The organism is Leifsonia sp. NPDC077715 (genome assembly GCF_040686855.1).
GTDB lineage: Bacteria > Actinomycetota > Actinomycetes > Actinomycetales > Microbacteriaceae > Leifsonia.
This window is the reverse complement of the sequence record NZ_JBFBOG010000003.1, coordinates 197,544-223,961: the sequence shown is the minus strand read 5'-3', so window position 1 is coordinate 223,961 and position 26,418 is coordinate 197,544. Positions and strand designations below refer to the sequence as shown.

Annotated in this window: 35 protein-coding genes and 1 tRNA gene; 17 read left to right on the top strand and 19 right to left on the bottom strand. The window is 68.3% G+C overall.

What is annotated here, in order from left to right; genetic code table 11:
• Nucleotides 1–107 precede the first annotated feature (107 nt).
• Together AB0P25_RS14865 and AB0P25_RS14860 are read left to right on the top strand one after the other, a co-directional pair.
• Nucleotides 108–1,931, top strand: coding sequence for a cell wall-binding repeat-containing protein (locus AB0P25_RS14865; RefSeq protein ID WP_363808332.1), 1,824 nt, complete (start codon nt 108–110; stop codon nt 1,929–1,931).
• 134 nt (nt 1,932–2,065) lie between these two features.
• Nucleotides 2,066–2,611 (top strand): hypothetical protein, encoded by a 546-nt coding sequence (locus AB0P25_RS14860; RefSeq protein WP_363808330.1) that lies wholly within the window; start codon nt 2,066–2,068, stop codon nt 2,609–2,611.
• 130 nt (nt 2,612–2,741) lie between these two features.
• Here AB0P25_RS14860 and AB0P25_RS14855 read toward each other — a convergent pair whose 3' ends face one another.
• From AB0P25_RS14855 to AB0P25_RS14820, 8 genes are all read right to left on the bottom strand, one after another.
• Entirely contained in the window at nt 2,742–2,984 is a 243-nt protein-coding gene (locus tag AB0P25_RS14855) for a hypothetical protein (RefSeq protein ID WP_363808329.1), read from the bottom strand.
• A 62-nt stretch (nt 2,985–3,046) separates the two neighbouring features.
• Nucleotides 3,047–3,847 (bottom strand): hypothetical protein, encoded by an 801-nt coding sequence (locus tag AB0P25_RS14850; protein WP_363808328.1) that lies wholly within the window; start codon nt 3,845–3,847, stop codon nt 3,047–3,049.
• A 32-nt stretch (nt 3,848–3,879) separates the two neighbouring features.
• Entirely contained in the window at nt 3,880–4,491 is a 612-nt protein-coding gene (locus AB0P25_RS14845) for a hypothetical protein (protein WP_363808327.1), read from the bottom strand.
• 123 nt (nt 4,492–4,614) lie between these two features.
• Nucleotides 4,615–4,794 (bottom strand): hypothetical protein, encoded by a 180-nt coding sequence (locus tag AB0P25_RS14840; protein WP_363808326.1) that lies wholly within the window; start codon nt 4,792–4,794, stop codon nt 4,615–4,617.
• 29 nt (nt 4,795–4,823) lie between these two features.
• Nucleotides 4,824–5,672 (bottom strand): hypothetical protein, encoded by an 849-nt coding sequence (locus AB0P25_RS14835; protein WP_363808324.1) that lies wholly within the window; start codon nt 5,670–5,672, stop codon nt 4,824–4,826.
• A gap of 25 nt (nt 5,673–5,697) precedes the next feature.
• A complete protein-coding gene (locus AB0P25_RS14830; RefSeq protein ID WP_363808323.1) occupies nt 5,698–6,051 on the bottom strand; it encodes an HNH endonuclease signature motif containing protein in 354 nt (117 codons plus the stop codon).
• An 18-nt stretch (nt 6,052–6,069) separates the two neighbouring features.
• On the bottom strand, nt 6,070–6,348 hold the full coding sequence (locus tag AB0P25_RS14825) for a hypothetical protein (protein WP_363808322.1): 279 nt from the start codon (nt 6,346–6,348) through the stop codon (nt 6,070–6,072).
• 90 nt (nt 6,349–6,438) lie between these two features.
• The gene (locus AB0P25_RS14820; protein WP_363808321.1) at nt 6,439–6,699 is read right to left on the bottom strand and encodes a hypothetical protein; all 261 of its coding nucleotides are present in this window, start codon (nt 6,697–6,699) and stop codon (nt 6,439–6,441) included.
• 256 nt (nt 6,700–6,955) lie between these two features.
• Between AB0P25_RS14820 and AB0P25_RS14815 the strand changes: the two genes are divergently transcribed.
• Nucleotides 6,956–7,312: a tyrosine-type recombinase/integrase gene (locus AB0P25_RS14815; RefSeq protein ID WP_363808320.1), complete on the top strand. Its 357-nt coding sequence runs from the start codon at nt 6,956–6,958 to the stop codon at nt 7,310–7,312.
• Between the two features lie 73 nt (nt 7,313–7,385).
• Here AB0P25_RS14815 and AB0P25_RS14810 read toward each other — a convergent pair.
• Both AB0P25_RS14810 and AB0P25_RS14805 read right to left on the bottom strand, forming a co-directional pair.
• A tRNA-Lys gene (locus tag AB0P25_RS14810) sits at nt 7,386–7,461 on the bottom strand.
• A gap of 77 nt (nt 7,462–7,538) precedes the next feature.
• A complete protein-coding gene (locus AB0P25_RS14805) occupies nt 7,539–8,621 on the bottom strand; it encodes an AI-2E family transporter (protein ID WP_363808319.1) in 1,083 nt (360 codons plus the stop codon).
• Between the two features lie 184 nt (nt 8,622–8,805).
• On the opposite strand from AB0P25_RS14805, the gene AB0P25_RS14800 reads away from it, so the two are divergent.
• Nucleotides 8,806–9,174: an ATP-dependent DNA ligase gene (locus AB0P25_RS14800; protein ID WP_363808318.1), complete on the top strand. Its 369-nt coding sequence runs from the start codon at nt 8,806–8,808 to the stop codon at nt 9,172–9,174.
• Between the two features lie 13 nt (nt 9,175–9,187).
• Here AB0P25_RS14800 and AB0P25_RS14795 read toward each other — a convergent pair whose 3' ends face one another.
• Nucleotides 9,188–9,541: a hypothetical protein gene (locus AB0P25_RS14795; RefSeq protein WP_363808317.1), complete on the bottom strand. Its 354-nt coding sequence runs from the start codon at nt 9,539–9,541 to the stop codon at nt 9,188–9,190.
• A 58-nt stretch (nt 9,542–9,599) separates the two neighbouring features.
• Between AB0P25_RS14795 and AB0P25_RS14790 the strand changes: the two genes are divergently transcribed.
• The 4 genes from AB0P25_RS14790 to AB0P25_RS14775 are packed head-to-tail and all read left to right on the top strand — an operon-like array spanning nt 9,600 to nt 13,550.
• A complete protein-coding gene (locus AB0P25_RS14790) occupies nt 9,600–10,397 on the top strand; it encodes an inositol monophosphatase family protein (protein ID WP_363808316.1) in 798 nt (265 codons plus the stop codon).
• Nucleotides 10,394–11,311, top strand: coding sequence for an ABC transporter ATP-binding protein (locus AB0P25_RS14785; protein ID WP_363808315.1), 918 nt, complete (start codon nt 10,394–10,396; stop codon nt 11,309–11,311). The genes AB0P25_RS14790 and AB0P25_RS14785 overlap by 4 nt, the downstream gene beginning before the upstream one ends.
• 2 nt (nt 11,312–11,313) lie before the next feature.
• Nucleotides 11,314–12,570 carry an ABC transporter permease gene (locus AB0P25_RS14780; protein ID WP_363808313.1) on the top strand — a complete coding sequence of 419 codons (1,257 nt, stop codon included), beginning with the start codon at nt 11,314–11,316 and terminating at the stop codon, nt 12,568–12,570.
• Nucleotides 12,570–13,550 carry an NAD(P)H-quinone oxidoreductase gene (locus AB0P25_RS14775; protein ID WP_363808312.1) on the top strand — a complete coding sequence of 327 codons (981 nt, stop codon included), beginning with the start codon at nt 12,570–12,572 and terminating at the stop codon, nt 13,548–13,550. Before AB0P25_RS14780 ends, AB0P25_RS14775 begins: the two co-directional genes overlap by 1 nt.
• Here AB0P25_RS14775 and AB0P25_RS14770 read toward each other — a convergent pair.
• The gene (locus AB0P25_RS14770; protein WP_363808311.1) at nt 13,453–13,902 is read right to left on the bottom strand and encodes a DUF2809 domain-containing protein; all 450 of its coding nucleotides are present in this window, start codon (nt 13,900–13,902) and stop codon (nt 13,453–13,455) included. The genes AB0P25_RS14775 and AB0P25_RS14770 overlap by 98 nt on opposite strands.
• Before the next feature lie 80 nt (nt 13,903–13,982).
• Between AB0P25_RS14770 and AB0P25_RS14765 the strand changes: the two genes are divergently transcribed.
• From AB0P25_RS14765 to AB0P25_RS14755, 3 genes are read left to right on the top strand one after another with little or no spacing between them, the layout of a single operon-like run.
• Complete coding sequence (locus AB0P25_RS14765) at nt 13,983–14,996, top strand: adenosine deaminase (RefSeq protein ID WP_363808309.1); 1,014 nt, start codon at nt 13,983–13,985, stop codon at nt 14,994–14,996.
• Entirely contained in the window at nt 14,993–15,820 is an 828-nt protein-coding gene (locus tag AB0P25_RS14760) for an alpha/beta hydrolase (protein ID WP_363808308.1), read from the top strand. Before AB0P25_RS14765 ends, AB0P25_RS14760 begins: the two co-directional genes overlap by 4 nt.
• Nucleotides 15,821–15,849: 29 nt before the next feature.
• Nucleotides 15,850–16,515, top strand: a complete 666-nt coding sequence (locus tag AB0P25_RS14755; RefSeq protein WP_363808306.1) for a GNAT family N-acetyltransferase — start codon at nt 15,850–15,852, stop codon at nt 16,513–16,515.
• A 50-nt stretch (nt 16,516–16,565) separates the two neighbouring features.
• Here the strand turns inward: AB0P25_RS14755 and AB0P25_RS14750 are convergent, their stop codons facing one another.
• Nucleotides 16,566–16,832: a hypothetical protein gene (locus AB0P25_RS14750; protein WP_363808305.1), complete on the bottom strand. Its 267-nt coding sequence runs from the start codon at nt 16,830–16,832 to the stop codon at nt 16,566–16,568.
• 25 nt (nt 16,833–16,857) lie between these two features.
• Nucleotides 16,858–17,256, bottom strand: coding sequence for a hypothetical protein (locus AB0P25_RS14745; protein ID WP_363808304.1), 399 nt, complete (start codon nt 17,254–17,256; stop codon nt 16,858–16,860).
• Nucleotides 17,257–17,497: 241 nt separating this feature from the next.
• Between AB0P25_RS14745 and AB0P25_RS14740 the strand changes: the two genes are divergently transcribed.
• Nucleotides 17,498–17,767 (top strand): hypothetical protein, encoded by a 270-nt coding sequence (locus tag AB0P25_RS14740; RefSeq protein ID WP_363808303.1) that lies wholly within the window; start codon nt 17,498–17,500, stop codon nt 17,765–17,767.
• A 6-nt stretch (nt 17,768–17,773) separates the two neighbouring features.
• On the opposite strand, the gene AB0P25_RS14735 is transcribed toward AB0P25_RS14740, so the two are convergent.
• From AB0P25_RS14735 to AB0P25_RS14725, 3 genes are all read right to left on the bottom strand, one after another.
• Nucleotides 17,774–18,679: a formylglycine-generating enzyme family protein gene (locus AB0P25_RS14735; RefSeq protein ID WP_363808302.1), complete on the bottom strand. Its 906-nt coding sequence runs from the start codon at nt 18,677–18,679 to the stop codon at nt 17,774–17,776.
• Nucleotides 18,680–18,775: 96 nt separating this feature from the next.
• Complete coding sequence (locus AB0P25_RS14730; protein ID WP_363808301.1) at nt 18,776–20,185, bottom strand: MFS transporter; 1,410 nt, start codon at nt 20,183–20,185, stop codon at nt 18,776–18,778.
• A 7-nt stretch (nt 20,186–20,192) separates the two neighbouring features.
• Nucleotides 20,193–20,585 (bottom strand): SHOCT domain-containing protein, encoded by a 393-nt coding sequence (locus tag AB0P25_RS14725; protein WP_363808299.1) that lies wholly within the window; start codon nt 20,583–20,585, stop codon nt 20,193–20,195.
• A gap of 197 nt (nt 20,586–20,782) precedes the next feature.
• On the opposite strand from AB0P25_RS14725, the gene AB0P25_RS14720 reads away from it, so the two are divergent.
• The 4 genes from AB0P25_RS14720 (at nt 20,783) to AB0P25_RS14705 (ending at nt 24,032) form a co-directional block, all read left to right on the top strand.
• The gene (locus AB0P25_RS14720) at nt 20,783–21,013 is read left to right on the top strand and encodes a hypothetical protein (RefSeq protein ID WP_363808298.1); all 231 of its coding nucleotides are present in this window, start codon (nt 20,783–20,785) and stop codon (nt 21,011–21,013) included.
• Nucleotides 21,010–21,375, top strand: coding sequence for an META domain-containing protein (locus AB0P25_RS14715; RefSeq protein ID WP_363808296.1), 366 nt, complete (start codon nt 21,010–21,012; stop codon nt 21,373–21,375). The genes AB0P25_RS14720 and AB0P25_RS14715 overlap by 4 nt, the downstream gene beginning before the upstream one ends.
• Nucleotides 21,376–21,462: 87 nt before the next feature.
• Nucleotides 21,463–23,721: a LuxR C-terminal-related transcriptional regulator gene (locus tag AB0P25_RS14710; RefSeq protein WP_363808294.1), complete on the top strand. Its 2,259-nt coding sequence runs from the start codon at nt 21,463–21,465 to the stop codon at nt 23,719–23,721.
• An 86-nt stretch (nt 23,722–23,807) separates the two neighbouring features.
• A complete protein-coding gene (locus AB0P25_RS14705; RefSeq protein ID WP_363808293.1) occupies nt 23,808–24,032 on the top strand; it encodes a hypothetical protein in 225 nt (74 codons plus the stop codon).
• Here AB0P25_RS14705 and AB0P25_RS14700 read toward each other — a convergent pair.
• Both AB0P25_RS14700 and AB0P25_RS14695 read right to left on the bottom strand, forming a co-directional pair.
• The gene (locus tag AB0P25_RS14700) at nt 24,014–25,072 is read right to left on the bottom strand and encodes a cation diffusion facilitator family transporter (RefSeq protein ID WP_363808292.1); all 1,059 of its coding nucleotides are present in this window, start codon (nt 25,070–25,072) and stop codon (nt 24,014–24,016) included. The two genes, AB0P25_RS14705 and AB0P25_RS14700, sit on opposite strands and share 19 nt — an antisense overlap.
• Nucleotides 25,069–25,449 (bottom strand): metalloregulator ArsR/SmtB family transcription factor, encoded by a 381-nt coding sequence (locus AB0P25_RS14695; protein WP_363808291.1) that lies wholly within the window; start codon nt 25,447–25,449, stop codon nt 25,069–25,071. Before AB0P25_RS14695 ends, AB0P25_RS14700 begins: the two co-directional genes overlap by 4 nt.
• Before the next feature lie 112 nt (nt 25,450–25,561).
• Between AB0P25_RS14695 and AB0P25_RS14690 the strand changes: the two genes are divergently transcribed.
• Nucleotides 25,562–26,416, top strand: coding sequence for a serine/threonine-protein kinase (locus tag AB0P25_RS14690; RefSeq protein WP_363808289.1), 855 nt, complete (start codon nt 25,562–25,564; stop codon nt 26,414–26,416).
• The last annotated feature ends 2 nt before the right edge of the window (nt 26,417–26,418 follow it).

Below are 26,418 nucleotides of genomic sequence, written 5' to 3'. Positions count from 1 at the left end.
ACTCACGCATACCCCTCGAATGGGGGCGGTTCGTCGTTGCCACCGGTCAATAAAGTGAGCCATGCTCGCGTGCTGAAGCGAGCTCACCCGAACTGGAGGACCCGACCATGAGCCCACGCAGGATTACCGTTCTCGCGTCAGCGCTGGCAACTGCGGCGCTGTTCGCGGTGTCGATACCCGCCACAGGCGCCGCTGCCGCGACGACGAACCTGGCGATTCCGACGGTCCCCTACGAGGCGGGGACGAGCGGCTGGTACAAGGTCACCGACCCGATCACGCCATCGACGACCTCGTACACGATCAACCTGCCAGACGGTGCGTGGGAAGGACACGGCATTGGGACGGTGAACTACAGCATCTTCATACCGTTCATCGGCACTGTCCTCTCGGGCACCGCGACGATCGTCAGTCAGCAGGTGACGATCACCCTCCCCGCAGGATTTGCGACTGCACACCCGGCCGGTCCAGACGGGTACAGCGTCCAGCTGGCCGGGTACGCGCCTCTTGCTCCTTCGACACCCCACCCAACCCGCGAACAGCGTCCGAATTGCGACATCGAACCCTCGACGGCGTACTCACTAACCGCCGGCGCCGTCGTCCCGTACAGCTCCACACCTGGATCTTCTGCGGTGACAGTGACCTTCAGCGACTCGAACGTGACGCCAGGATCGTTCCCCAGCAACACCACTTGCTACTGGGTTACTCCACCCACACCCCTTGCGGTAACGCCAGGGGATTCGTTCACTTACACGGCTGCAACACCACTGTTCACTGGGACTTGGGGAGCGAGCATTGGTTTCGGCGGGGCAGGCGGTGAGGGCGTCGGGCCAGTCGACATGACTGACTCGATCACCAACGGGTCCACCGTCATGCACGCAACCATCCCGGCCCAGGCGGACCTGTCTGAGATCGCGTCCATCCCCGTAAACACCCCTAGCATCTTGCTCCACCAGTACGACAAGGACCCGGTGACGTCGGTGTCGACGAGCACCCTCATCGGAACCCCGGTGACCATCAAGCCATGGTCGCCCACGGTGAAGAGGATCGCCGGCACCGACCGCTTCGACACTTCCGTCGCCCTGTCCAAGGCGGGCTACCCGTCGACCGCGCCGGTCGTAGTTGTGGCCACCGGCATGAACTACCCGGATGCGCTCGCGGCCGGCCCCGCGGCAGCCAAGCTTGGCGGCCCGCTGCTGCTAACAGCATCGACATACCTTCCCGCCTCGGTGTCGACGGAAATCAAGCGGCTGAAGCCCGGCAAGATCGTCATCGTCGGTGGCCTCAACGCCGTGACATCCGCGGTCGAGCAGCAGCTGAAGAAGCTCGCACCGACCGTGGATCGCGTCTCCGGCAGTGACCGCTTCGACACCGCTCGCAAGGTCGTCACCTACGCGTTCCCCACGGCGCAGAAGGCCTACGTCGCGACCGCGCTGAACTACCCAGACGCACTGTCGGCCGCAGCAGCCGCTGGCGCTCAGAGCGACCCCGTCGTCTTGGTGAACGGAACCACCTCAACGATCGACGCGCCTACCAGCGCTCTGCTGAGCTCGCGCGGGATCGTGTCCGTGACGATTGTCGGAGGGACGAATGCGGTGAGCACCGGGATCGAGGCGTCCCTGAAGAGCAAGCTGGGCGCCGCGAAGGTCACTCGTCTCGCAGGCTCCGACCGGTTCACGACATCCGTCTTGGTCGCCAAGGAAGCCTTCACGTCGAGCAGCGCCGCGTATGTGGCGACCGGCCTGCAGTTCCCGGACGCGCTCGCCGGCTCGGCGCTCGCAGCGGCAAAGCACGCGCCGCTGTTCACGTCGATGCCGACATGTCTGCCCGCAGGTGCCAAGCAGGAGATGAAGGCCCTGTCGGTAAGCACGGTCACGCTGATCGGTGGTGTGAACGCACTGTCCGCGAACGTGGCGGCTCTCAAGACCTGCTGATACCCGGAACAGAATGCAAAAGGACCCCCGGCTCACCCGAGAAGGTGAGCCGGGGTCCTTTTGTGTACAAGAGAAAAGGGAAGGGAAGGACTTGCTCCATGGTGGGATCGCACTTGCCCTGCTAATTTTTCGCCATGGACCCTGCGGGCGCGCCCTGGTGGGGAGTGCCAGTCATCGCTGGTGGCTTCCTATTGCTAGGTGCTGTGCTCGGATTCGTGTTCAACCGTCTCAACGAGGATCGCAAGGCGAAACAAGCCGCCGCGATTCGCTGGGACTCGGAGCTGAGAGAAATAGGGGCGGAGGTCCTTACTACGGTCAACGAAATGACCCGAACCGGCGCTGTACTAGAAGTGCGAACCCTGTACGTTCGCGGCGGGAAGCCTGACCGCGCCACGTTGTTGCAAGCGGAACGCCAGACTAACGAGCACGTGGAATCCCTCGCTGGCTTCTTAGTCGAGTGCCAACTGATTGCGCCTCCTAATGTCTATGCCGCGCTGAACCGCATTTCGCGCTCGGCGTGGGACTTCCAAGGGACCCTGTACCCAAACAGCTCTTCAGCCGGAAGAGTCGACGCTGCTCACAAGCAATTGCTGCGGGACGTGTGGGAGTTTGTTGAAACTCTGCGCGCGCACCTGGGCGTTGAGACTGGCTTGCCCAAGCCAGACAGTAATAATGAGTAAGCCCCGGCCCACCCGAAGGTGAGCCGGGGCTCTTGTTCATGCGCTACTGGCAGCTCTCGCACTGCATGTCGTCAATCGGATCGACCGGCACCGCGTAGCCGCCGACGTCGTCCTTCTCGCCAGCAGCCATTCAGCTGGCGTCCGAACCGAAGCTGTCGGCGGCGTGCTTCCCGCCGATTCCGCCGATCGCGTTCTGTGCGGCGTCGGCGACGCCGGTGGGCTTCCAGAAACCGAAGTGCGACGCGACCGCGACAAGGAAGACTCCGCCGAAGGTGAGTAGCGCCTGGTACAGCTCGAAGGCCTCGTGGTGGTGCAGGGCTGAGATCCACGACGTCACCACCGAGGTGACGAGGGCGGCCGCCGCCAGGAGCACAGCCTTCAGGCTGGCCTAGAGGGTGATAGGTGGGGAGGGGCCCCTGCCCCGGGTGCCTGCAATCAGGCGTTCGGGTATAGGACTCGCTGGAGGGGAAGAGGTAAGGAAGGGTCGAATTCAGCCAGTGCGTACGTGCGGGCTTGCGCTGTCGAGACGTCTGGCATGCCGAGAGCCCAGCCGTAGAGGTCGAAGCCGAAGGGGGTCGGCTGGCACTGATAGTAGCCCAGCCACTCGAGTGGATCGCTTTCCTCCCGAGGCCCTAGCGTCCAGGCGTTCTCGATCAGTCCAAGCCGGATCAACCCGGCGAACGCGTGCGTCACTCGTGCCTGGAGCTTGTCGTCGCGTGGGATGCCGAGAGCGTCTGCAAGTTCGATGACATCTCCTCGAAGCGTTAGCTTCCCTCGCTGGTCGCCCATGCTCACCAGGTCTTCGTCGATGCCGGCGATGCGATCTACCCACGTGCGGTGCAGGAGAAAGTGAAGACGTACCTGGATAGAGCTCATGCTGGTTACGAGCGCCGCGAGGGATACTCCGCGATCATCAGCCTCGTCAGGCGTACGAGCAGAAGCCAAGACGCCGGAAAGGTATTCGGCCATCATTTCGTCGTCGGCGTAGGAGCCTTCCTCAATGAGACGATGAGCGACCCTCGGATGCACCGAGCCCTCTCTACCGCGGCTCTTGGTGTTGGCCTTCTTGACGACCGTCGCAAGATTATCTACTCGCCGCTGGGTGTACGCGCCGAGTGCCTGACCGAGTACGTCCGCAGACGGGCCAAGCACTCGCTCCCAGAGACGGGCGACCGTCTTTCCGCCTTCCGACTCCGACGCCTTTAGTGCCATACCGGCCATGGTGCTGGGATCCATGGGCTGACGCTACCCGAACCTAGGCAGACCTGCTATGGGAGTTCTTCGTCGGACACTATGCGTTGACCGAAACCCGTGCCGGTGCGTCGACCGTCGCTGCTGTACTGGTAGAGAGCCTCAAACTTGAGCCTCCATCGAACGCTGCTGTTGACACCCCAGTAGTCGACGCTGATGTAGTCCCTGCCGTTCGTCCATTCGAACGGTCCCAAGTCCACAAGCTCATAGGCAATCCCGCGTGATCCCGGGTGCGGAGCGTACGGCACGGCACGGCCCTCGAGCGGGCCCAACTGCTTGTTCCCGGTTCGCCCGTCGCGGAGTTCCCATCGCACGTTGGCGCCGCCTATCCGATGCAGCGAGGTGTTCTCAATAGAGAGCATCAGAGGAGGATTATCGAGGTTGAAGATCTCTAGGTGCAGACTTGGCTTGGTGGCGAACGCCAGCGCGCGTGCAGCCTCTCGCGCCGTAGCGCTACTCTCCCGCGCGGATGCGAACGCGGCAATGGCAGCCAACGCGGATGCCACCGCGGCGAAGGCATTCGAGTCAAGGCCTAACCACTTCAGGAGGAGCGAGCCGACCACAATGAGTGCTAGCGCGAGGATGACGATCAGCACCGTCCGCCACCTACGCTCCCACCACCTCTTCATGGTGCGAGAGTACAGGTGACTGCCGTCAGCTGCGTGCGGGCCATGCCCATCGGCCGTGCTCTTCGCCTTCGATGCGGGACGTCGCCCAAATGGTGTCGTTGCCGTCGAGGAAAACCTTGAGGTTCACGGCCGGGCTGCCGTCGAAGACGCGGACGACGAACGCCGGGCACACCTGGCCGGCCTGCGGCGGGTTGCCGGCGATCTGCCCGTGAGGTCGCGCTGGTTCATGATGTGGGTGACGTCGTGGTCAGCGAGCTGGTAGTGGACGATGCGGCCGATGGTCGGCGCGGTCGGATCGGTCACGGTGTGCTCCTTAGAACGGTGCGGCGGGGTCAATCGTCGTTCGTGACGTAGCCGGCGTTGAACCACGCGACGAGAGTCGCTGCGGCGTGCACCGCAGTACGCGCCTCATCCAACGTGATAGCTCCAGCTCCATGCCGATCCTGCTGGCCTTCGTAGAGCATGAGCATCATCCGGACGATCAGTGCTCGGTTGTCTCCGACATGGTCGTCACGCTCAGTTAGCGGAAGGGTCCAGGTCTTCTGATCGTCGATGACCCGAGCCATGGTGCCCAAAGTTGCCCGCTGGTTGCGCGGCTCTACCATGTCGTGAGCGGCCGCTTCGACGGCTCGGACACTAGCCCGGTATGCCGCTCCGGCGTCTGGCTGGATCCCGTACGCGGCGGCCCAAGCCTCTTGAAGTAGGCGGCCACCGGATCTGCTGGTGCTGATCGTGTTCTCGACTGCCGTCTGTACGCCTTGCGGTACCCGCTCGAGGAGCGCCCATCGGGTCCCATCCCACTGCGGCGCCCACTTTGACGACGAGGCGTCGAAGGCGATAGCGAAGTCTGTGGGTGTTTCGTCTTCGCGCTGGGGTTGGGTGATCAACAGAACGAAGTCCACGAGTCGCAGGAGTTCCAGGTCGCTGAGCGCATCGAACTGCATCAGTAATTGCTGCCGCGAGACGTAGGATCCTGCTCGCTCCCCTAGGTCAACCTTGATCTTCGCTCGAATGAGAAGGCCTACGCCTTCGTCCAACCAGTCCGATTCGCTTCGAGTCAACCGTCGCGCAAGGGGGTGGTACAGCAGTTGCCGCATCTCGTCTGGTGCGCCATCGATGAGCACCTGTGACGCTTCCCACTCGTCATCGCTGTACCCAAATGGCCGGTAGCCCTCGAACATGGACCGATTCTATGGGCGGCCTCGGTCAAAACGGCGCGGGATGGTTGGAGCGATCGGCGTCCAACAATCCGGCGTGCAGCGGCTTCGCTGCATCACGTCGTGCGCGGCGCGCGATCGCGGATGCGGTGCCGCCCTCGCTCGAGCTCTTCCGCTGGTGATGCCACTCGCACAACGCCTGCAGGTTCGACGGGTGATCGGTGCCACCATCGGCCGGCCGGATCTTGTGGTCGACCTGGTTGGCGTGGCGGCCGCACTTCTTCCCGGTGTCCTCGCGGACGCGCTGGCATCGGTGGCGGTCGCGGCGGAGGACGAACATGACGATCGCCGGCCAGTCCTTCGGGAGCTGGCGTCGGCGGTCGCTGCCCTTCCAACCCGACACGGTCCTGTCTCCCTTGGTTTACTGCTTCCCGGCGTCAGGACCGTTCTCTTGCTCGAACCGGCTCAACGCCCTTCGCGCGGCGATGAAGCGCACGATGGCGGTAATGAGAATAAGCACGCCTAGCACGAGCTGGAACGTGTAAATCGGCTTGCCGGCCGAGGTAAGCAGCACTACGGCGAGCAGCGTGTACGCCGCTCCTACGACGATTCCGATCAACGCGAAGATTCGAGCTCGTCCGATCGCAATCCTCTGCATCGCCAGCGACCGTCCGCCCCCGTCCCGACCCCTGTCAGTCACGGTCACAACCTACACTGCGGGCCGATTGTGTTCGCGGCCACCATCGCTGCCGGCTGCGAGCGGTCCATAGCCAGCAGCTGTCGGCGGTGATCAGCCCTTCCCGAGCGGGTTCTTGCCCTCGCGCTCCGCCGGCCAGATGCCGAGGACGTCGTCGGGGAAGGTCTCGTACTTCGCCCACACCTGCAGCTGCTCCGCGTGGACTAGCATCCATGCCGTCTGCAGCCGGGTGAGCAGTGCGACGCCTTCCGGGGTGGCGTCGCCGCGGAAGCCCTTCACCTCGTCGCCCACCGCCCACGCGACGACCGTCGTGGCCGCCGGCGACAGGGTCAGCGCCTCGCTCGCGGTGACCACCCAGTAGATCAGGCGCTCGTACGCGTCGTCGATGTCGTCGACGGCGCTGACCCGGAGCGGTGCGGAAGAGATGGACCGACCTTTCCGACGTCACCGACCTGTACGTGGCCACCGGCGCCCGCACGGCGGAGATCCTTGTGCTCGGCTGGTCGACGATCTACTTCGACCGCACGCCGCCGCAGCTGACTATCGACGGCAGATCGAGGACGAGGATGGGAAGCTCGTCATCCAGCCGCACCCGAAGAGCGAGAAGTCGATGCGCGATCTGAAGCTCCCGCCGTTCGCCGTCGATATGCGCATGCGCCGCCGTGTCGACTCGATCAGCGAGCTCGTGTTCCCGTCCGCCGCCGGCACGCCGCGGTGGCCGGCCAACGTGCGCCGGCAGTGGCGTCAGGCGCTGCAGAGCACGCCGTACGAGGGCATCACGCCGAGGGACTTCCGTAAGGCCGTTGCGACGCTCCTGGAGGCGGAGCAGGGCATCCGTGCCGCGCAGGAGCAGCTGGGCCACGCATCCGAGGCGGTCACCCGTCGCCACTACGTGCCGATGGTGAACGAGGGCCCGGACGCGACCGCGATCCTCGAAGAGTCATTCGGGAAAACAGCGAGTAAATAGCGGATCATACGCGAGGGGTCACGCCATAACGCGAAAAAGCCCGGTCAGATTTTGATCTGACCGGGCTTTTCGATGGTGCGCCCCCAGGGACTTGAACCCTGAACCCATTGATTAAGAGTCAATTGCTCTGCCGATTGAGCTAGAGGCGCATCCGGTTCGGTTTCCCGAACCGAGGCTCAACACTAGCATCCGATCGCGGGTGCTCGCCAATCGAGGATCGCTCGGTTCACTCACGCTCTTTTCGGGGCATCACGACCTCTTTGATGATCAGGATGAGACCCGCCGAGATGGGGATCGCGACCAGCGCGCCCGGCAGCCCGAACAGGGTGGAGCCGGCCAGCGCCGAGATCAGCACCACCGATCCCGGCACCTGCACCGCCTTGCCCATGACCCGCGGCGTCAGGATGTACGCCTCCACCTGCATGTAGATCAGCATCAGCACGAGCACCACGACGCCGCTCACCGGCGAGTGGATGAACGCGAGCACCGACATGACGGCCGTCGTCAGCACCGTGCCGATCAGCGGGATGAGCGTGATGAAGAACGCCGCCAGCGCGATGAGGAAGGCCCCGGGCACTCCGGTCGACAGCAGCAGGATGAGGCTGAACACCGAGTTGCAGAACGCGAGGATCACCATCCCGCTCAGGTACTTGCCGAAGTTCTCGAGGATCCGCTCGGCGTAGTTCTCGAAGCGGGCGCGGTGCGAGCGGCGGACCAGCCGGTACGCGGCCTGCTTCGTGGAGTCGTAGGAGGCGATGAAGTAGATGGTCAGGATCGCGATGAAGAAGCCTGTGGTGACCGCGTTCAGCACCGACAGCCCGAAACCGACGAGTCCGTTGCCGATGGTCGCCCAGGTGTGCGGGTCCTTGACCTGCGTGGCGACCCAGGTGACCAGCTGGCCGGCGAGCCCGTTGGTCGACTCGTTGACGGAGGCGAACCAGCCCTCGCTGCGCAGGGTGGCGACTTCCTTCGGCACGGCGTCCGCGAGGAACGCGATCTGCTGCACGATCAGCGGCACGATCACCCAGATGATCGCGACGAGCACCGCGACGATCAGCAGGATGACCGTGACAATCGCCCAGCCGCGCTTCATCCCCCGGCGCTGGAACCAGCGGATCAGGGGGTCGAGGCCGACCGTCGCGAACATCGCGAAGAAGACCGAGAACAGGATCGACCGCAGGCCGTAGAGCATGAAGCCCGTCGCGACCGCTCCGATCGCGCCGAGCGCGAGCAGGTAGCCGTAGACGAGTGGACGGTCCCGGAGCGCCGGCCCTCGCGTAGCGCTCGCCGGCTTCTGGATGAATCGCATCGCCCCTCCGCTCCGCCCGCCCCCGGGCTACGGCGAGCGTATCGCCTCAGCGAACATCCGGGCGGGCGTTGCACTTCTGCAATCTCTTCGCTTGATGTATCTTTTCTGCGCATAAGGGACCACACTGGACCTACCGCCGCCCGAGCTTCGCAAAGCTTGCGCTCAACGGAGGAGGGGGCGTCTCATGGGGACACTCACATACGATTCCATCGTCATCGAGTTCGAGGACAGGCTGCTCGCCCACCTGCAGATCGTCATCGTCAACAAGCTGCGCCGCCGTGAGTCGTTCACGATGTCGTGGCGGGATGCGCCCGAGGTGGGCGACGGCCGGAGCGCCATCTGGCTCGACCCGAGCATCCCGATCTACTTCAAGTTCGACGGCTCTCGCGTGCCCGCGATCAACCGGGACTGGGTGGAGCAGCTGGCCGACTCGGCCGCGTCGGCCCACGGCCTCGTGGTCACCGGCGAGGACGGCGAACTCACCGAACGTCCGGCGCGTATCGGCACCATGACGGCTCCCGTCCCCCTCGGAGTCGCCGCCCGCACGCACTGAACGGGTGACGGCCTCAGAGGTCGTCGAAGCCGGGGCGGCCGTCGGTGCCAGTCGCCCCGGTCTCCGTACCGGCCGGCTCGGCCTGCGGTCTGCGCGGCGCCAGCTGCGCCGTCAACCCGCGGAGCCGGTCCACCAGCTTCGGGTCCTGCAGCTCCGGGCCGATCAGCTCCACCGGCTCGCTGACGATCTGGCTCGCCGGGCCGACCAGCATCTCCACCATGTCGACATCGCCCTGCATGGTGCGGCCCGGGATGAAGACGGTGTCGGCAACCCCCTGCTGCCCGAGCGCGCGGGCGTACTCCAGAAGCGCCTCTGCCAGCTCGTCGCCGGTGTAGAAGACGCTCCCCGCATACACGATCCTGCGCATGCATTCACAGGTACTCTCCGCTGGCCCGGCTGCCAAGCCCGCCGCTAGGCTCGTGAGCGTGACCGACACCGCAGCGTCCTCCCTCGCCGCCGATCTCGACCTCGCCCTGCGTCTCGCCGACGCTGCGGACCGCATCTCGCTCGGGCGCTTCCGCGACCGCGACCTGCACGTCGAGACGAAGCCCGACCGCTCCCCCGTCACCGAGGCCGACCTCGCCGTGGAGCGGGCGATCCGGGACGCGCTCGCGACCGAGCGACCGGAGGACGGCATCCTCGGCGAGGAGTACGGCACCGAGGGAGACACCGCGCGGCAGTGGATCATCGACCCGATCGACGGCACCGCCAACTACCTCCGCGGCGTGCCCGTCTGGGGCACGCTCATCGCGCTCGCGATCGACGGGGTTCCGCGCGTGGGCGTGGTGAGCTCCCCCGCGCTGGGGCGCCAGTGGTGGGCGGCGGCCGGCGGAGGGGCGTGGACGACGGACGCACCGGGCGCCGAGCCGCGCCGCATGCGCGTGTCCGGTGTGGCCGATCTCGAGCACGCGTCGCTGAGCTTCCAGAGCATCGCGCAGTGGGATGAGGCGGGATACCTCGACCGGCTCATCGCCCTCACCCGCCGCATCTGGCGCGACCGCGCCTACGGCGACATGTGGTCGTACATGCTGCTCGCCGACGGGCTGGTGGACGCGGTCGGCGAGTTCGGCGTGAAGACGTACGACCTCGCCGCGCTGATCCCGATCGTGGAGGAGGCCGGGGGAACGTTCACGTCGGTCGACGGCACCCCCGGTCCCGGAAACGGCTCCTCGCTGGCGTCCAACGGCCTCATCCATGCGGCCCTGTTGGAGGCGCTGGCATGAGCGACGCCATCGAGCCGCTGGTCCATATCCAGGGCTTCCGGATGGACTTCGGCCGCACGACGGTGATCCGCGACCTCTCGTTCGACATCCAGCGCGGGGAGACGTTCGGCTTCCTCGGCAGCAACGGCTCGGGCAAGACGACGACCATCCGCGCGCTGCTGGGGATCTACCAGCCGACCGCGGGCATCCTGCACATCGACGGCAAGACGTTCAGCCCGGAGGCCGGCGAACGGCTCGGCTACCTCCCCGAGGAGCGCGGACTGTACAAGAAGGAGTCGGTTATCGACGTGATGGTCTACTTCGGCCGATTGAAGGGTCTGGGCGCGGAGCAGGCCCGGCGCTGGTCGCGCGAGTACCTGGAACGGGTCGGCATCGGCGACAAGGAGAAGGTGCGGCTCGACAAGCTCTCCGGCGGCCAGCAGCAGAAGGTGCAGCTGGGCGTCACGATCATGAACGACCCGGAACTGCTCATCCTCGACGAGCCCACCAAGGGCTTCGACCCGGTCAACCGTCGCCTGCTGATGGACATCATCGACGACCAGAAGCGCGCCGGCTCCACGGTCATGATGGTGACCCACCAGATGGAGGAGGTCGAACGCCTGTGCGACCGCGTCATCCTGCTCAAGGACGGCGTCGCGCGCGCCTACGGGACGGTCGAGCAGGTGCAGGACCAGTTCGGCGGCACGATCGTCCACGTCGACCACGAAGGGGCGATCCCCGCGTCGGCGTCGTACACCGTGCTGTCGGATGCGGACGGCCACGCCCAGCTGGAGCCCGCCGAGGGCGCGGACACAGCGGGCATCCTCCGCGACCTGGTGGATGCGGGCGTGCGGGTGACGCGCTTCGCCCCGACCCGCAAATCGCTCGACGACATCTTCGTCGAGGTCTACGGCGCGCAGAGCCAGGAGGACTGACCATGGCCCGGCACAACCTCGGCACGGTCATCGGCTTCGAGTTCCGGCGCACCATCACCAAGCGCAGATTCTGGGCGATCACGCTGATCATCCCCATCCTGGTGTTCGGCCTGGGCGGCCTGATCATCGCGTCCAACGTGTCCACCGCGAACACGGCCGACCAGCAGAAGAACGCACGGTTCGAGTTCCTGTACTCGGACTCCTCCGGGCTCGTCGATCCCACCATCGCGAAGCAGTACGGCGGCACCGAGATCCGTTCGGAGGCGGAGGGCGTCGAGGAGGTGCAGATCGGCGGGACGCCGGCGTACTTCTCCTATCCGGCCGATCCCGCCACGCAGACGATCCGCGTCTACGGCGAGGACTCCGGCGTCTTCCAGAACAGCAAGTACTCGGCCGTCGCGGAGTCGCTGCTCTCGGCGAGCGTGCAGAAGAAGGTGGACGACCCGACCACCGTCGCCGTGCTCCGCGGCGACGTGAAGACGAACACCACGACGTTCCTGAACGGGAAGGTGGCGCCCGGGTTCGAGGCGATCCTGCCCGCGCTCCTCTTCCTCGCGGCGTTCTTCATCGTGATCGTCTTCCTGGGGAATCAGATGCTCAATTCCACGCTGGAGGAGAAGGAGAACCGCGTCACGGAGATGATCCTGACGACGATCAACCCGACCAACCTCCTGCTCGGCAAGGTGATCTCCCTGTTCGCCATCGGGATCATCCAGCTGGCGGTGTTCGCGCTGCCGATGCTGATCGGGTACCTCTTCTTCCGCAATCAGCTGCAGCTGCCGGACTTCGACCTGAGCGGGCTGGTGTTCGACCCGCAGAAGATGATCGTGGGCGCGCTCATCCTGATCGGCGGCTTCGCCCTGTTCACCGGGACGCTGGTGGCGGTCGGCGCGATCATGCCGACGGCGAAGGATGCGGCCCCGGTGTTCTCCGTCGTCGTCTTCGCGGTCGTCATCCCGCTCTACGCATCCGGGTTCGCGATCAGCTCGCCGCAGTCGCCGGTCGTGCAACTGCTCGCGTACTTCCCGTACACGGCCCCGATCACCGCGCTGATCCTGAACGCCTTCGGCTCGCTGCCGCTCTGGCAGGCGATCATCATCATCGTCGAGCTGTTCGTGCTGTCGGTGATCGTGCTGCGGATCGCGGTTCGGCTGTTCCGGTACGGCTCGATCGAGTACTCCAGCAAGGTGAAGGTGCGGGATGTGCTCGGCCGCCGGTCCGACCGCACCCGGTCGGTGCAGGGCGAGGGGCGTCCCTGATGCGCGCCGTCGTCGTGTCGCGGCCCGGGGACGCGGACGTGCTCGAGGTCGCCGAGCGGCCGGACCCGACGCCCGGGGCGAATGAGGTGCGGATCCGCGTCGTCGCGGCCGGACTCAATGGGGCCGACCTCAGCCAGCGGCGCGGGTACTACCCGTCGCCGGCCGGGGCGCCGGAGTGGCCCGGGCTCGAAGTGTCCGGCACGATCGACGCGCTCGGCGACGGTGTCGACGGGTGGAGCATCGGCGACCGCGTGTGCGCGCTGCTCCCCGGCGGTGGCTACGCGGAGCTCGTCACGGTCGACGCCGGGCTGGTGCTCCCGGTTCCCGATTCCGTCGACCTCGTGGAGGCCGCTGGGCTGCCCGAGGTCGCCGCGACCGTCTGGTCGAACGTCTTCGACCTCGGCCGTCTCGCCGCCGAGGAGGTGCTGCTCGTCCACGGCGGCTCCAGCGGCATCGGCACCATGGCCATCCAGCTCGCCCGCGCCCGCGGCGCGCAGGTCATCGCCACCGCCGGAAGCGACGAGAAGGCGGACTTCTGCCGCGAGGTCGGCGCCGACGCGGCCGTGAACTACCGCACGCAGGACTTCGTGGAGGCGGTGGACGCGTTCACCGCCGGGCGCGGAGCGGACGTCGTGCTCGACATCGTCGGCGGGGCGTACATCGCCCGCGACCTGGAGGCGCTGGCGACCGGCGGCCGCATCGTGTCGATCGCCGTGCGCGACCGCGAGCCGGCGTCGGTCGATATGGGCCTGATGATGCGGAAGCGGGCCTCCCTGCACGGCACGACGCTGCGCGCCCGGCCGCTCGCCGAGCGGGTCGCGATCATCGCCGCCGTGCGCGAGAACGTCTGGCCGCTGCTCGCCGAGGGACGTGTCCGGCCGGTCATCGACTCGGTGTTCCCGCTGGAGGACGCGGCGGCGGCGCACCGGCGGATGGAGTCGTCCGCTCACCGCGGGAAGATCCTGTTGCGCGTCGGATGACGACATCGGCGGCGACCGCGAACCCCGCGCCGAGCGCGTAGGCGACGAGGTCGCTGCCCTGGAACGTCGTCCCGAGCACGAGGGCGGCGCCGGGAACGACGGTGGCGAGGTGGCCGGGTATGCCCGTCAGCTGGAAGAACTCGACCGCGGCGCTGACACCGAAGGCGATCGCCCCCACGAGCGGCGGAGCGGCGCGCGGGAGCACGGCTCCCGCCACGGCGTAGAGCATCGCCGCATAGAGGGCGTCGCCCACGAACGTCCAGGCGGCACTGTCGGTCGTACGGGCCACGACCAGGCCCGCGGCGATGAGCGCGGCGGCGGTGAGGGCGAGGGCGATGCGGCGTCGGGCCATACGGCGACGCTACGGCGGATGCGGCGGACCCGCGTCCGTCGGGAGGCGCAGCGTCGTCGGTCGGTGGGAGGATCGTCATCATGACGGACGCCCTGACCGACGACGCCCTGCTCGCCCTGCCCAAAGCGGAGCTGCACCTCCACATCGAAGGCACGCTGGAGCCCGATCTCGCGTTCGAGCTCGCCGCGCGCAACGGGGTGGAGCTGCCCTACGCCGACGTGGACGAGCTCGCCGCGCAGTACGACTTCGACGACCTCCAGTCGTTCCTAGACCTCTACTACGCGACCATGGCGGTGCTCCTGACCCGGGAGGACTTCGCCGAGCTCACCCGGCGCTACCTGCGGCGCGCGCACGCGCAGGGCGTGCGGCACGTCGAGCTGTTCTTCGATCCGCAGGCGCACACGTCGCGCGGGGTGGCCTTCGACGACGTGGTGGACGGGATCGGCGACGCCCTCGACGAGGCGGAGCGCGAACACGGCATGACCGGCGCGCTGATCCTGTGCTTCCTCCGCGATGCGCCGGTGGCGACCGCCGAGGAGGCGCTGACCGCCGGACTGGCCCGGACCGACCGCATCGTCGGCGTCGGACTCGACTCGGCCGAGGTCGGCTATCCGCCGTCGTTGTTCGAGGCGGTGTACGCGCGGGCCCGCGAGGCCGGCCTGCACGCCGTCGCTCACGCCGGCGAGGAGGGCCCGCCGGCGTACGTGTGGGAGGCGCTGGACCTGTTGCACGCCGAACGGATCGACCACGGCATCCGCTCGATCGAGGACCCGCAGCTGGTCGCGCGCCTGGCCGAGGAGCGCATCCCGCTGACGGTGTGCCCGCTGTCGAACGTGCGGCTGCAGGCGACGCCCGACCTGCGCGACCATCCCCTGCTCCGGCTCGACGCGGCGGGCGTGCCGGTCACCATCAACTCCGACGACCCCGCCTACTTCGGCGGCTACGTAGGCACGAACTTCATCGCCGTGCGGGACGCCCTCGGGCTGACCGCCGACCAGGCGCGCCGGTTCGCGCGCACGTCGATCGAGTCGTCGTTCGCGTCGCCCGAGCGCAAGGACGCACTGCTCGCCGAGCTCGAGGCGTGGCGACCGTGAGCGAGCCGCAGCACTTCGTCACCGCCGACGGCCGGGCGGTGCGCTACGCCGACGCCGGCGGCGCCGAGGACGCGCCGGTGCTCGTGTGGCATCACGGGACCCCGCAGACCGGCGCGGTGATCGAGCCCGTTGCCGCCGAGGCCGGCCGGCGGGGTCTGCGCGTTGTCTCGGTGACCCGTCCCGGCTATCCCGGATCGGACCCGCTCCCCGGCCGCTCGGTCGCCGACGCCGCAGCCGACGTGCTCGCGGTCCTCGACGCGCTCGGCATCGACCGCGCGATCACCGCCGGGGCGTCCGGAGGGGGCCCGCACGCGTTGGCGCTGGCGGCCCTCGCCCCCGACCGGGTGGCCGCGGTCGTCACCCTGGCGGGCATCGCACCGTTCGACGGATCGCCGGACTGGTTCTCGGGGATGGCCTCACCGGGCGGCCTGCAGGCCGCCCTCGCGGGCCACGATGCCCGGACGGCCTACGCCGAGACGGCGGAGTGGGACCCGGAGCAGTTCACGGCGCGAGACTTCGAAACGCTCGCCGGACCCTGGGGCGCCCTGGGCGCCGACGCGCAGGCCGGGTCGGCGGCGGGACCGACGGGAGAGGTGGACGACGACGTCGCCTACACCTCCCCGTGGGGCGTCGAGCTGCGGAGTGTCCGACCGCCCGTGCTGCTCATTCAGGGCGGGGCCGACCGCGTCGTCCCCGCGCCGCACGCGGCGGCCATGCTCGAACGACTCCCCCACGCCGAACTGTGGATCCGACCCCGCGAGGGGCACGTGTCGGTGCTCACCGCGTTCGGGGTGGCGCTGGACTGGGCACTGACGCAGTGGTGAGGAGCGGCGATCGCGGCGTGACTTCACCCGTGGACCGCGCTGACCAGTACTGGGCGGAGGTGTTCCACGTCGAGCGGGCTGAGCTGCGGCGGCCGGGTGTGCACTTCACCTACGTCGACGAGCCGCGCGCCGGCATCTACGTCCTGCAGCTCGACGAAACGGTGCGAGTGCGGGCACCGATGAGGCGGCGCGCCGACGTCGACGGGATTCGCATCGAGACCGCGCTTGATGGAGCCGTGTGGCGAGCGGCACTGGCCGACTCGGATCCCGTGGTCCTGGGCCCGGCCGCTCACTATCTCGCGGGCGAGGACATCCCCTCGTCGCGCGAAGCCCGCGTTCCATCCATCGACGAGGTGCGACGGATGACCGAGAGGATCCCCCCGGAAGAGGTCGAGGAGTCGGGCGTGCTCGATCCGGACGTCGACCGCTTCGGACTCTGGGCTGCGGGCACGCTCGCCGCGCTCTCCTCGCTGAGCCCTTGGGTGGGTGGGCGCACAGACGTAGGCCTGCTCGTCGCGCCGGGGTTTCGCGGCCGTGGCCTCGGGCGCCGGGTCGCAGCGATGGCACTCAACGCTGCGACCCGGCGGTCGGGAATCGCTCGCTGGCGCTGCCGAGAGGAGAACGCGGCCTCGGTGGCGATCGCGCTGGGTTTCGGCTTGCAGCCTTACGCGAGGAACCTGGGTATCCGGCTCTGAACCCGCGAATCAGCTGATATCCCCCGGATATAAGCAAAAACGCGGGCCCCTCAGTCGTCCGGCGTCTGCACCTGCTCCACCATCGACCCGTCCTTGACCGTCCCGGGCAGCGTCTCTTCGTACAGGAACGCCGCGCAGTCGGGCCAGGAGCTGGCGTCGGCGAGGCGGAAGACCTCCACCGCCTGCGCCCCCTCGAACGTCGCCGAGGTGCGGAGGATGCTCGGCGGGCGCCCTCCCTCCATGGGCAGACGAACGCTGAACGAGTCGCGCGACTCGTCGGGGTAGAGGAGAAGCGCGAGGAACGTCGCGTCGCTCATCTCCCCATCCCCCGACGGCCGGATGTCAGGAGCGCAGTTCGCGCCCGTGGACGGTGACCGCGTAGATGACCAGCACGTCGATCGCGACCATCACGATCGACCACCAGGGCTGCGCGGGCAGCGACATCAGCTGGGACACGGCGTTGACCGCGGCGATGATGACCGCGAACACGCGCGCCCACATCGCTCCGCGCATGAGGAAGATGCCCGCGAGCAGGAGCAGGACGCCGACGATCAGCGACCACCAGCCCCAGGCCGCGACATTGAAGGAGGCGACCGTGCCGCCGCTCACGAAGTAGGCGGTGTTCGGTCCGACGATCGCCATGATCCCGTAGAAGATGTCGATCGCCGCGCCGATGATGAGCATGATGGACGCGAAGTACGCCCAGCCGACCCAGCCGGTCGCCGATGGTGCCTGAGACATGGGAACCGCCTTTCGCGCAAGGACGCCCCGGCGGTCGCCGGAACGCCGGAGGGCCGGCCGGCCCACCCCCGCGAGCCGGCCGGCTGGACGCGCCGGGTGCCACTCGGGTGCCGAAAAGTCCCGGGTCCAGCGCATCGCCTGTTGAGCCTTCGCCCGCATGATGCACCCCGGTGCACCGGGTCGGCTAGACATGATTTTTACCGTCTTCCGCCCGGGGGTGCGCGTGATGCACAATCCGATCATGGGCGAGGCGGAGAACATCGCGGCGACCACCCTCGGTCCGGGGCGGGCCCCGGGAGGCATCCCGCTGCGCATCCATCTGGGAGAGCCGGAGTATGCGGCGTTGGTCCGCATCGCGCGGAACAGGAACACCACGGCGGCGCACCTTGTCGAGCAGCTGGTGCTCGGTGCGCTGCAGAAGACGGACGTGCCGCCGCCGGTGATGTCGTACCCCAAGCGCCCGCACACCACCTACGAGCAGGCCACCAGCGGGTTCAAGCCGGACGAGTGACCGGGATCAGCCGGTCACATCCGCCGCGCAGCGGAACCCGATGTGCGTGGTCGCGGTGTCCTCCGTCTGCGGCGAGCGCGCCGCGGGACGGAACCGGAGGCAGTATTCGGGGCTGCACAGGTACGACCCGCCCTTGAGGACCCGTCGCACGGGCGACGGATCGGAGGTCCCGGCCGAGAGCAGGCTCGGCCGGGCACCCGCCTCCACCGGCCGCTCCCCGGGGACCATGTGGCGCGGCGCGTAGTAGTCGCTGGTCCACTCCCAGACGTTGCCGATCAGGTCGTAGAGGCCGTAGCCGTTGGGCGGGTAGGAGCCGACCGGCGCCGGGGTGGCTCCGAAGCGGCCGCGGTTGTCGTACGGGAAGCGGCCGATCCAGGAGTTCGCCTGCGCCTCTCCGCCGGGATAGGGATCCTCGCCCCAGGCGAACCGGGCGCCGTCGACGCCGCCGCGCGCGGCGTACTCGTGCTCGGCCTCGGTGGGCAGGCGCTTTCCGGCCCAGGCGGCGTAGGCGGTCGCGTCCTCGTACGCGACCTGCACGACGGGGCGGTCCATCCGGTCCTCGATGCCGCTGTCGACGCCCTCGGGATGCCGCCAGTCCGCACCCGGCTCCCATCGCCACCAGTTGCGCCACTCCCGGAGGTCGACCGGTCCGGCCGTCGCGGTGAAGACCATCGAGCCGGGTCGCCGATCCTCCTCCGAGAGCTCCGGGAACAGCGCGGCGTCGAGGGGGCGCTCGGCGACGGTCACGTATCCGGTGTCGTCGACGAAGCCAGCGAAGTCGGCGTTGGTGACCTCGTACCGGTCGATCCGGAAGGCGGCGACCTCGCGCTCATGGACCGGCTGCTCCTCGGTGTAGAACTCGGCCGAGCCCATGTGGAAGCGGCCGCCCGGGATGGTCACCATGTCGCTCATGGGCTCACGCTAGCGACCACGCGCGGACGGGCGCCAGACAGCGTCACTCGCGCGATCAGGCCTTTCCCGAGGCTGGAGTACCGGGGCCGGCCGGCCCTAGCCGTCGACGGCCGGGCTCGATATCCCGACCCGTTCCTCTGAGCGACCCCGCGGCAGGAACCCGCCGACCACCGCGCCCGCGACCGCCACCACGACGAGGACGGCCATGGCGAGCACGTACCCTCCCGCCCGCTGGCCCACGCCGAACCCCAGCACAGTGCCGACGATCGCCGTGCCAAAGCTGGATCCCAGGTTGGACACGCTCCGCGACAGTCCCGAGATCTCGCCCTGCTGCGCCTCGGGGAACGCCGACTGCACGACGTTCACGCTCGGGGTGAGCATCACCCCGACTCCCAGACCGATCACGAGAAGGCCCGGGACGAACGGCCAGCCGCCCGGGATCGCGCCCACCAGCAGGAGCAGCATCGTCCCGATCCCGGTCAGCACGAAGCCGCCGAGGATCAGCGTGCGCTGGGCGATGACCCGCACCAGGCGTCCGGCGGCGAGCGACGAGACCAGGATGCCGACCGTCGCGGCCGTGAAGATGACGCCCGTCTCGATCGCGTCGTAGTGGCGCACGACCTGGAGGTGGCTCGAAACGAGGAACGAGATCCCCATGAGGAGCAGCCACTGGAAGTTCTGCGTGACCAGGCCGAAGTTCGAGGTCCGGTTCGCGAAGAGCGAGGTCGACAGCAGCGGTTCGCGATGTCGTCGCTCCAGCCTCCGGATCCACGCGAAGAACCAGGCGATGACCGCGGCCCCCGCGATCAGCAGCGCCACCGCCAGCAGGGGCGACGTGTCGACGACCAGGATGCCCGCGACGAACAGCACGAGGCCTGTGCCGGAGAGCACGGCTCCGACGACGTCGTAGGGGCGTCCCGGATCCGGGGCCAGCGGGTCCTTCAGCGCGAGCGCGAACAGGATGATGACGACGATGATCAGCGCCTGGAACAGGAACGCGGCGCGCCAGCTGATCGCGCTGCAGATCCACCCCCCGATCAGCGGACCCATCGCCGCGCCGACGCCGCCCGCCGCGCTCACCAGCCCGAACGACCGGGCGCGGCTCTGCGTGTCCTTCCAGTACAGCGTCACCAGGATGTAGACGGGAGGGATGAGCAGCGCCGTCCCTGCCCCCTCCAGGATCGAGTTGCCCAGGACGAGCAGACCGAGCCCGGGCGCCAGCGCGCTCAGCACCGCGCCGAGGCCGTAGATGCCGAGGCCCAGCAGGAAGCACGTCTTGCGCCCGAGGAGGTCGGTGAGCTTGCCGAACGGCACCATCAGCGCCGCCATCGTGAGCAGGAACAGCGTGATCGAGAGCTGGATGCCCGCGACCGTGGTGCCGAGGTCCCGGCTCATGTCGTTGAGCATCACGTTCATGTTGGAGCCCGCGAACGAGCAGATGAACTGGGCCAGCGCGAGCGGCACCAGCGTCCAGCCGGCGACCGTGCGCGTCGTCGTGGTGCTCATCGTGCGATCAGCGTGTCCCGGCGAGCGCCTGCGCCTTCAGCGTGTCGAACTCCGCCGGCGTGATCGCGCCGCTGTCGAGCAGCCGCTTGGCCGACTCGATCTCGCCCGCGGGCGAGGCCGCCGACGACCCGGCCACCTGGCGGATGTACTGATCGTTCGCCTGCTGCGCCTCGGCCATCCCGGCCATGTTGCGCTGCGCCATCTTCCCGCCGCGCGCGATCAGGTAGATGAACGCGGCGAGGAACGGGAAGATCACCAGGAACAGCACCCACAGGGCCTTCGCCCACCCGCTCAAGGTCGGGTCGCGGAAGATGTCGATGATGACGCGGATGAAGATCGTGATGCATACGAACACGAGGTAGAACCAGAACGACCAGACGAGGAAATCCCAGAACGTCATGACGACTCCAACCCTTGGGCACGCGGGGTTCGCTGTGCGTGGCCGCACGGTACTTCGCTCGACCCGTCCTCGGGAAGATGGAGAAAGTCACCCGACTAACTACTTGTCTTTTGAACCATTTCCGAGCGACACTGTGCGCATCCGGGCGTCCACGGAACGCATCGGAGAACCGGAATCGGCAACGGGAGGGGACTGCCGTGACACTGCACGCGAAGATCCACGACCCGCACCCGGACGAGATCGCCCCGGTGCCCTACCTGCGGAACGGCCAGCTCATCTCGCTGATCCGCTGGGACCGCGTCGCCGGCGACTGGAAGTACACGACGCTCCTCGCCGAGTACGCCGGCCGCGACGAGAAGACCTGGCAGGTCGTCGCTCAAGGATGCCCCATGATCCTGGACCGCACGGAGTGGGCGATCTTCACATGAGGATGCGCACGTCGCGTACCGGTCTCACCGTCGTCGCCGTCACGGCCCTGATGCTGCTGTCCGGATGCGCGCCGTCCGGCTCCTCCTTCGCGGGCGACTGGGGCCAGGTGGCCCAGGGCCAGCCGTCGTTGACGATCGAGGCGAACGGTTCGTTCTCCGGCACGGACGGCTGCAACCCGTTGAAGGGCACCGGCACGATCTCCGGCGACACCTTCACGTTCGGGCCGTTCGCGTCGACGTTGAAGGCGTGCGAAGGGGTCACGCCGTGGCTCAACCTCGCCGACACCGCGAAGGTCGACGGCGACACCCTCACGGTCTACCGCTCCGGCGGCACGGAGATCGGGAAGCTCGAGAGACGTTGAACACCGCCAGGACTGCGGTCCTACCCACACGACGGGACGCTATGCCAGCATATGGGGCCATGAGGGGCATGCACCGGGTGGCGGACGATGGGGCCGAGGTCCGAGCCGCGGGATGAGGCCGGAGCCGGCTTCGACCTGATCGAGTCGAAGCTGACGCGCCCACCGCTCCGAGCAGGCATCGTCGGCCGGGAGACCCTGCTCGAGCGCGCCCTGGATGCGTCGTCGACGCCGATCGTGTCCGTGGTCGCTCCGGCCGGTTACGGCAAGACCACGTTCGTCGTGCAGTGGGCGGAACGCGATCCGCGTCCGTTCGCCTGGCTCGCCGTGGACGAGCGGGACGACGACCCGAAGACGCTGCTGTCCTACGTGGCGGAGGCGCTGGATCGCGTGGAGCCGCTGCCCCACCGCGTCTTCGACGCCCTCACCTCCCCCGCGAGCTCCGTCCCCGGTACCATCGCCCCGCGGCTGGCGTCGGCGTTCGCCGCGATGACGGTCCCGGCCGTGCTTGTCGTCGACGACGTCCAGCTGCTCCACGATGTGGAGGGCCGAGAAGCGCTCGCGGTCATCGCCGACAACGTCCCGGCCGGCTCGCAGGTCGTGCTGGTGAGCCGATCCCCCCTGCCGCTGCGCGTCGGCCGGCTACGCGCCGAAGGGCGGCTGCTGGAGATCTCCGCCGAGGACCTGACCCTCACGAAGGATGAGGCCGGCCGCCTGCTGCACGCGGCGGATGCCGGATTCGTCGACGCGCAGCTCGACGACGTCTACGCGCGCACCGAGGGGTGGCCGGTCGGGCTCTACCTCGCCGCACTCGCCCACCGGTATGGCGGCTCGTGGGGCGGAGTGCCGTCCGGCCTCAGCGGCGACGACACCTTCGTTGCCGAGTACATCCGCTCGGAATTCCTCAACGGAGTATCGGATCCTCAGCGCCGACTCCTGATGCGGGCGTCCGTGCTGGAACGGATGTCGGCCGCGCTCTGCGAGGCCGCCCTCGGCCTGCCCGGGGCCGCGCAGTCGTTCCAGGAGCTGGCCCACTCCAACCTCCTGCTGGTGCCGCTCGACCATCGGGGCGACTGGTACCGCTTCCACCACCTGTTCCGCGACCTCCTGCTCGCCGAACTGACCCGGATCGACCCGGGGATCGTCCCGGTCATCCGCCGCAGGGCAGCGGACTGGTACCTGGATCGCGGACTGCCCGAGGAGGCGATGCCGTACGCGCTCGCCGGGGAGGACGTCCAGCGTGTCGCCGACCTGACCGCCCAGCTGTGGTCACCCGTGTACACGCGCGGCCAGACGTCGACGCTGCAGCGCTGGTTCGCCTGGCTCGCCGACCATGAGGGGCTGGAGGCGCAGCCCGCGAACGTGTTGAATGCCGCCTTCCTCGCCAGCACACTGGGCCAGGATGCCCCCGCCGAACGGTTGCTGCAGGTGGTGGAGGGGTGGCTGGACTCGGACAGCGATGCGCTGGCCTCCCCCTGGGTGCGGGCACTCGCGCTCACCTTGGAGGCCATCGCGTGCCCGCATGGCGTCGAGCGGATGCGCGCCGACGCGGACGAGGCCGCCCGGCTCTTCGTCTCCATGGGATGGCCGCTCGCGAGCGCCCTCAACCTCCAGGCGAGGGCGCGCGTCCTGCAGGGCGACGACGAGGCGGCGGACGAGATGTTCGCGGAGGCCACCGTCGTCGGGGATGGCCGGGAGCCGCCAGACGTCGTGTCGTCGTCGTTCAGCGGGCGGGCGTTCATCGCGATCGGCCGCCACGAGTGGAGGGCCGCATCGGAGTTCTCGCGCAGCGCGGAGTCCCTGCTCCGCGAGGTCGGCGTGGAGGACTCCTACGCCGTGGTCGTGGCGAGCGCGACGCGGGCGCGGGTGATGCAGCACGACGGCGACATCGCGGGTGCGCGCCAGGAACTCACCGTGGCACTGCGCCGCCGCCCGCTGCTGAGCTCGGCCATCCCACACCTCGCTGTGCAGACCCGGCTGGCCATCGTGCACGCCCAACTCGGACTCGGCGATTCGGCGGGCGCGCGGACCGTCCTCGAAGAGGTCGACGACATCCTGGCGCGCCGGCCCCGGCTGGGGACGCTGGTCGCCGAGGCCGCCGAAGCGCGGGCGCTCCTCAGCGGAGTCGCCGGCCCGAGCGTCGCGGGCGCATCCTCGCTCACGACCGCCGAGCTGCGCGTCCTCCCGATGCTCGCCACCCAGCTGTCCTACTCCGAGATCGCGTCGCAGCTGTACGTCTCGAAGAACACGGTGAGGTCGCAGGTCTACTCGCTCTTCCGCAAGCTGGGGGCGACCACGCGCACCGAGGCGGTGACCCGCTCCCGGCAGCTCGCACTGCTCGACGGCTGAGCCCATTTCATACCGAAAGGATGATGTCACCTCCCCTCGCGCCGCCCTATCTTTCGATCGGATCGTTCTCGAGGGGAGGACTCATCATGATCGACGAGGGCGAATACAACCACCCGCCGCACGCACCTCGGGTGCGGGAGCACATCGGCCTCGTCCGCTGGCGGCGGACGTCGGACGGCGAATGGGAATGCGAGACGGTGACCGGACAATACACGGGCGGCGACTCGCACTGCTGGCGGGTGCTCCTCTACACGGGCGTCGAGCTCGAGTACGACCTGGACGACTGGGCGCCCTACAAACTCCAGCTCTGAGGCGGGACGGTGTCGGCCGCAACCGGTGTGACGACGAAGTCGTCGATGTTGCGGAGGTCGCCACGGACCCGCTCGGATGCGTGCTGTGCCACATGAGTCGCATCGCGGAGGCTGTCCGCGCTGGTCGTGACGATGGCCGAGCCGAGGAGCCGGTGGCCCACCCAGCGGAGCTTCACCGAGCGGATGCCGGTGACGCCGTCCGCGTGCTCCAGGCTGTGCTCGACACGCTCGATCAGCTGCGGGTCGACGGCGTCCATGAGGCGTGCGCCGACGGACTTCACGGTGCCCCACAGCAGCACCAGGATCGAGACCGAGATCAGCAGGCCGATGATCGGGTCCGCGATGGGGAACCCGAGAAGGACCCCGATCGCCCCGAGCACGACCGATAGCGAGGTGATCCCGTCCAGCCGGGCGTGCACGCCGTCGGCCACCAGCGCCGCGGAGCCGATCCGCCGCCCCACGCGGATCCGGTAGATCGCGACGAGCTCGTTGCCCGCGAAGCCGATCACGCCGGCCGCGATCAGCCACCCCGGGTTCTCGACCGGTTGCGGGTGGATGAAGCGGTCGATCGCCTCCCACCCGGCGACCACCGCGGACAGCGCGACCACGAAGATGATGAACAAGCCCGCCAGATCCTCCGCGCGCCCGTAGCCGAACGTGTACCGGCGGGTGGCGACCCGTCGTCCGAGCACGAACGCGATCCACAGCGGAACGGCGGTCAGCGCGTCGGCGAAGTTGTGGATGGTGTCCGCGAGCAACGCCACGGATCCGGTGAAGAAGACGAAGCCGAGCTGCAGCAGGGTCGTCCCGAGCAGGATGAACATCGACACCTTGACCGCGGTCACCCCGGCCCTGCTGGCTTCCAGCGCGTCGTCGACCGCGTCGGCGGCGTCATGCGTGTGCGGGACGAAGAGGTCGTAGAGGAAGCCCTTCACGCCGCCGTGCGGGTGATCGTGGTCGTGGTCGTGCGGATGCTCGTGATCGTGCGGATGCCCGTGCTCGTGCGGATGCCCGTGCTCGTGCGTGTGTGCGCCGCTCACTCTCCGGCCTCCTCGACAATCGAGGCCTGTGCGTGGTGGTGGCGCGGCGTCCCGCCGAGCGAGTGCTCGGCCTGGAAGATCGCATCGGTCACGAGACGACTCGCGTGCTCGTTCTCCAGGCGGTAGAACACACGCTGCCCGTCCTGGCGGGTGGATACGATCCGTGCGAGCCGGAGCTTGGCGAGGTGCTGCGACACCGCTGCCGGCTGCTTGTCGAGGATGTCCGCGAGGTGGTTCACCGACAGCTCGCCCGCGTCCTTCAGCGCGAGGACGATCCGCACGCGCGTGGCGTCGGCGAGCATCCCGAACACCTCGACGGCGAGCTCGACGAACTGGCTGTCAGGAAGGCGTCCGCATATCGGCTTATCTGCATCCATACGCAGATAATAAGCCATCGCCCTCCATGCCGCGCTCTCACGATGCATACCGCGATGCGGCGCCGCCGTCTACCGGTCGGCGGGAATTCGCGGAATCCCGGAGAATATCGGGGTGAGTAAACCCGCCGCCCCGGTCCCGCTCCTGCTCGGGCGCTACCGGCCGAACCAGCTGCTCGCGCGCGGCGGATCCTCGATGGTCTTCCGCGCCCGCGATGAGAACCTCGGTCGCGACGTCGCCATCAAGCTCTTCTCGTCGGGGAGCGCCGACGATGTCGCGCGCTTCCGCACCGAGGTGGGCGTGCTAGCCGGCCTGCGGCATCACGGCGTCGTATCCATCCTCGACGCCGGCGTCGACGACTCGTCACCGCGCGACCCGCGTCCCTTCCTGGTCATCGAGCTGGTCGACGGCGACACGCTCCGCGCCCTGCTGAACGCCGGGCCGCTCACGACCAGGCAGATCGGCGAGGTCACGTTCGAGGTCGCCGAAACACTCGAGTACGTGCACGCCCGCGGTGTGATCCACCGGGACGTGACGCCGACGAACATCATGGTCGTCGACTACGGCACCCGGTTCTCCCGCCCGCGGGCGCGCCTGACGGACTTCGGCATCGCGATCCACGCGACGCGTCCCCAGGAGATCACCGAGGAGACCTTCGGAACGGCCGCCTACCTCAGCCCCGAGCAGGTGCGGGGCGAGATCCTGACGCCGGCGTCGGACATCTACTCCCTCGGCCTCGTCCTGCTGGAATGCTTCACGCGCACCGTCGCCTTTCCCGGCTCGCCCGTGGAGTCGGCCATGGCGAGGTTGGACCGCGACCCCGACATGCCCGACGACGTCCCCGAGCCCTGGCGCGCGCTCATCCTGTCGATGACGCAGCCCGACGCACGGCAGCGACCGTCCGCTGCCGACGTCGCGACGGCCGCGCGGGAAGCGCTCCGGGCGGACCGGGAGCACGAGCCCGCGTAGAG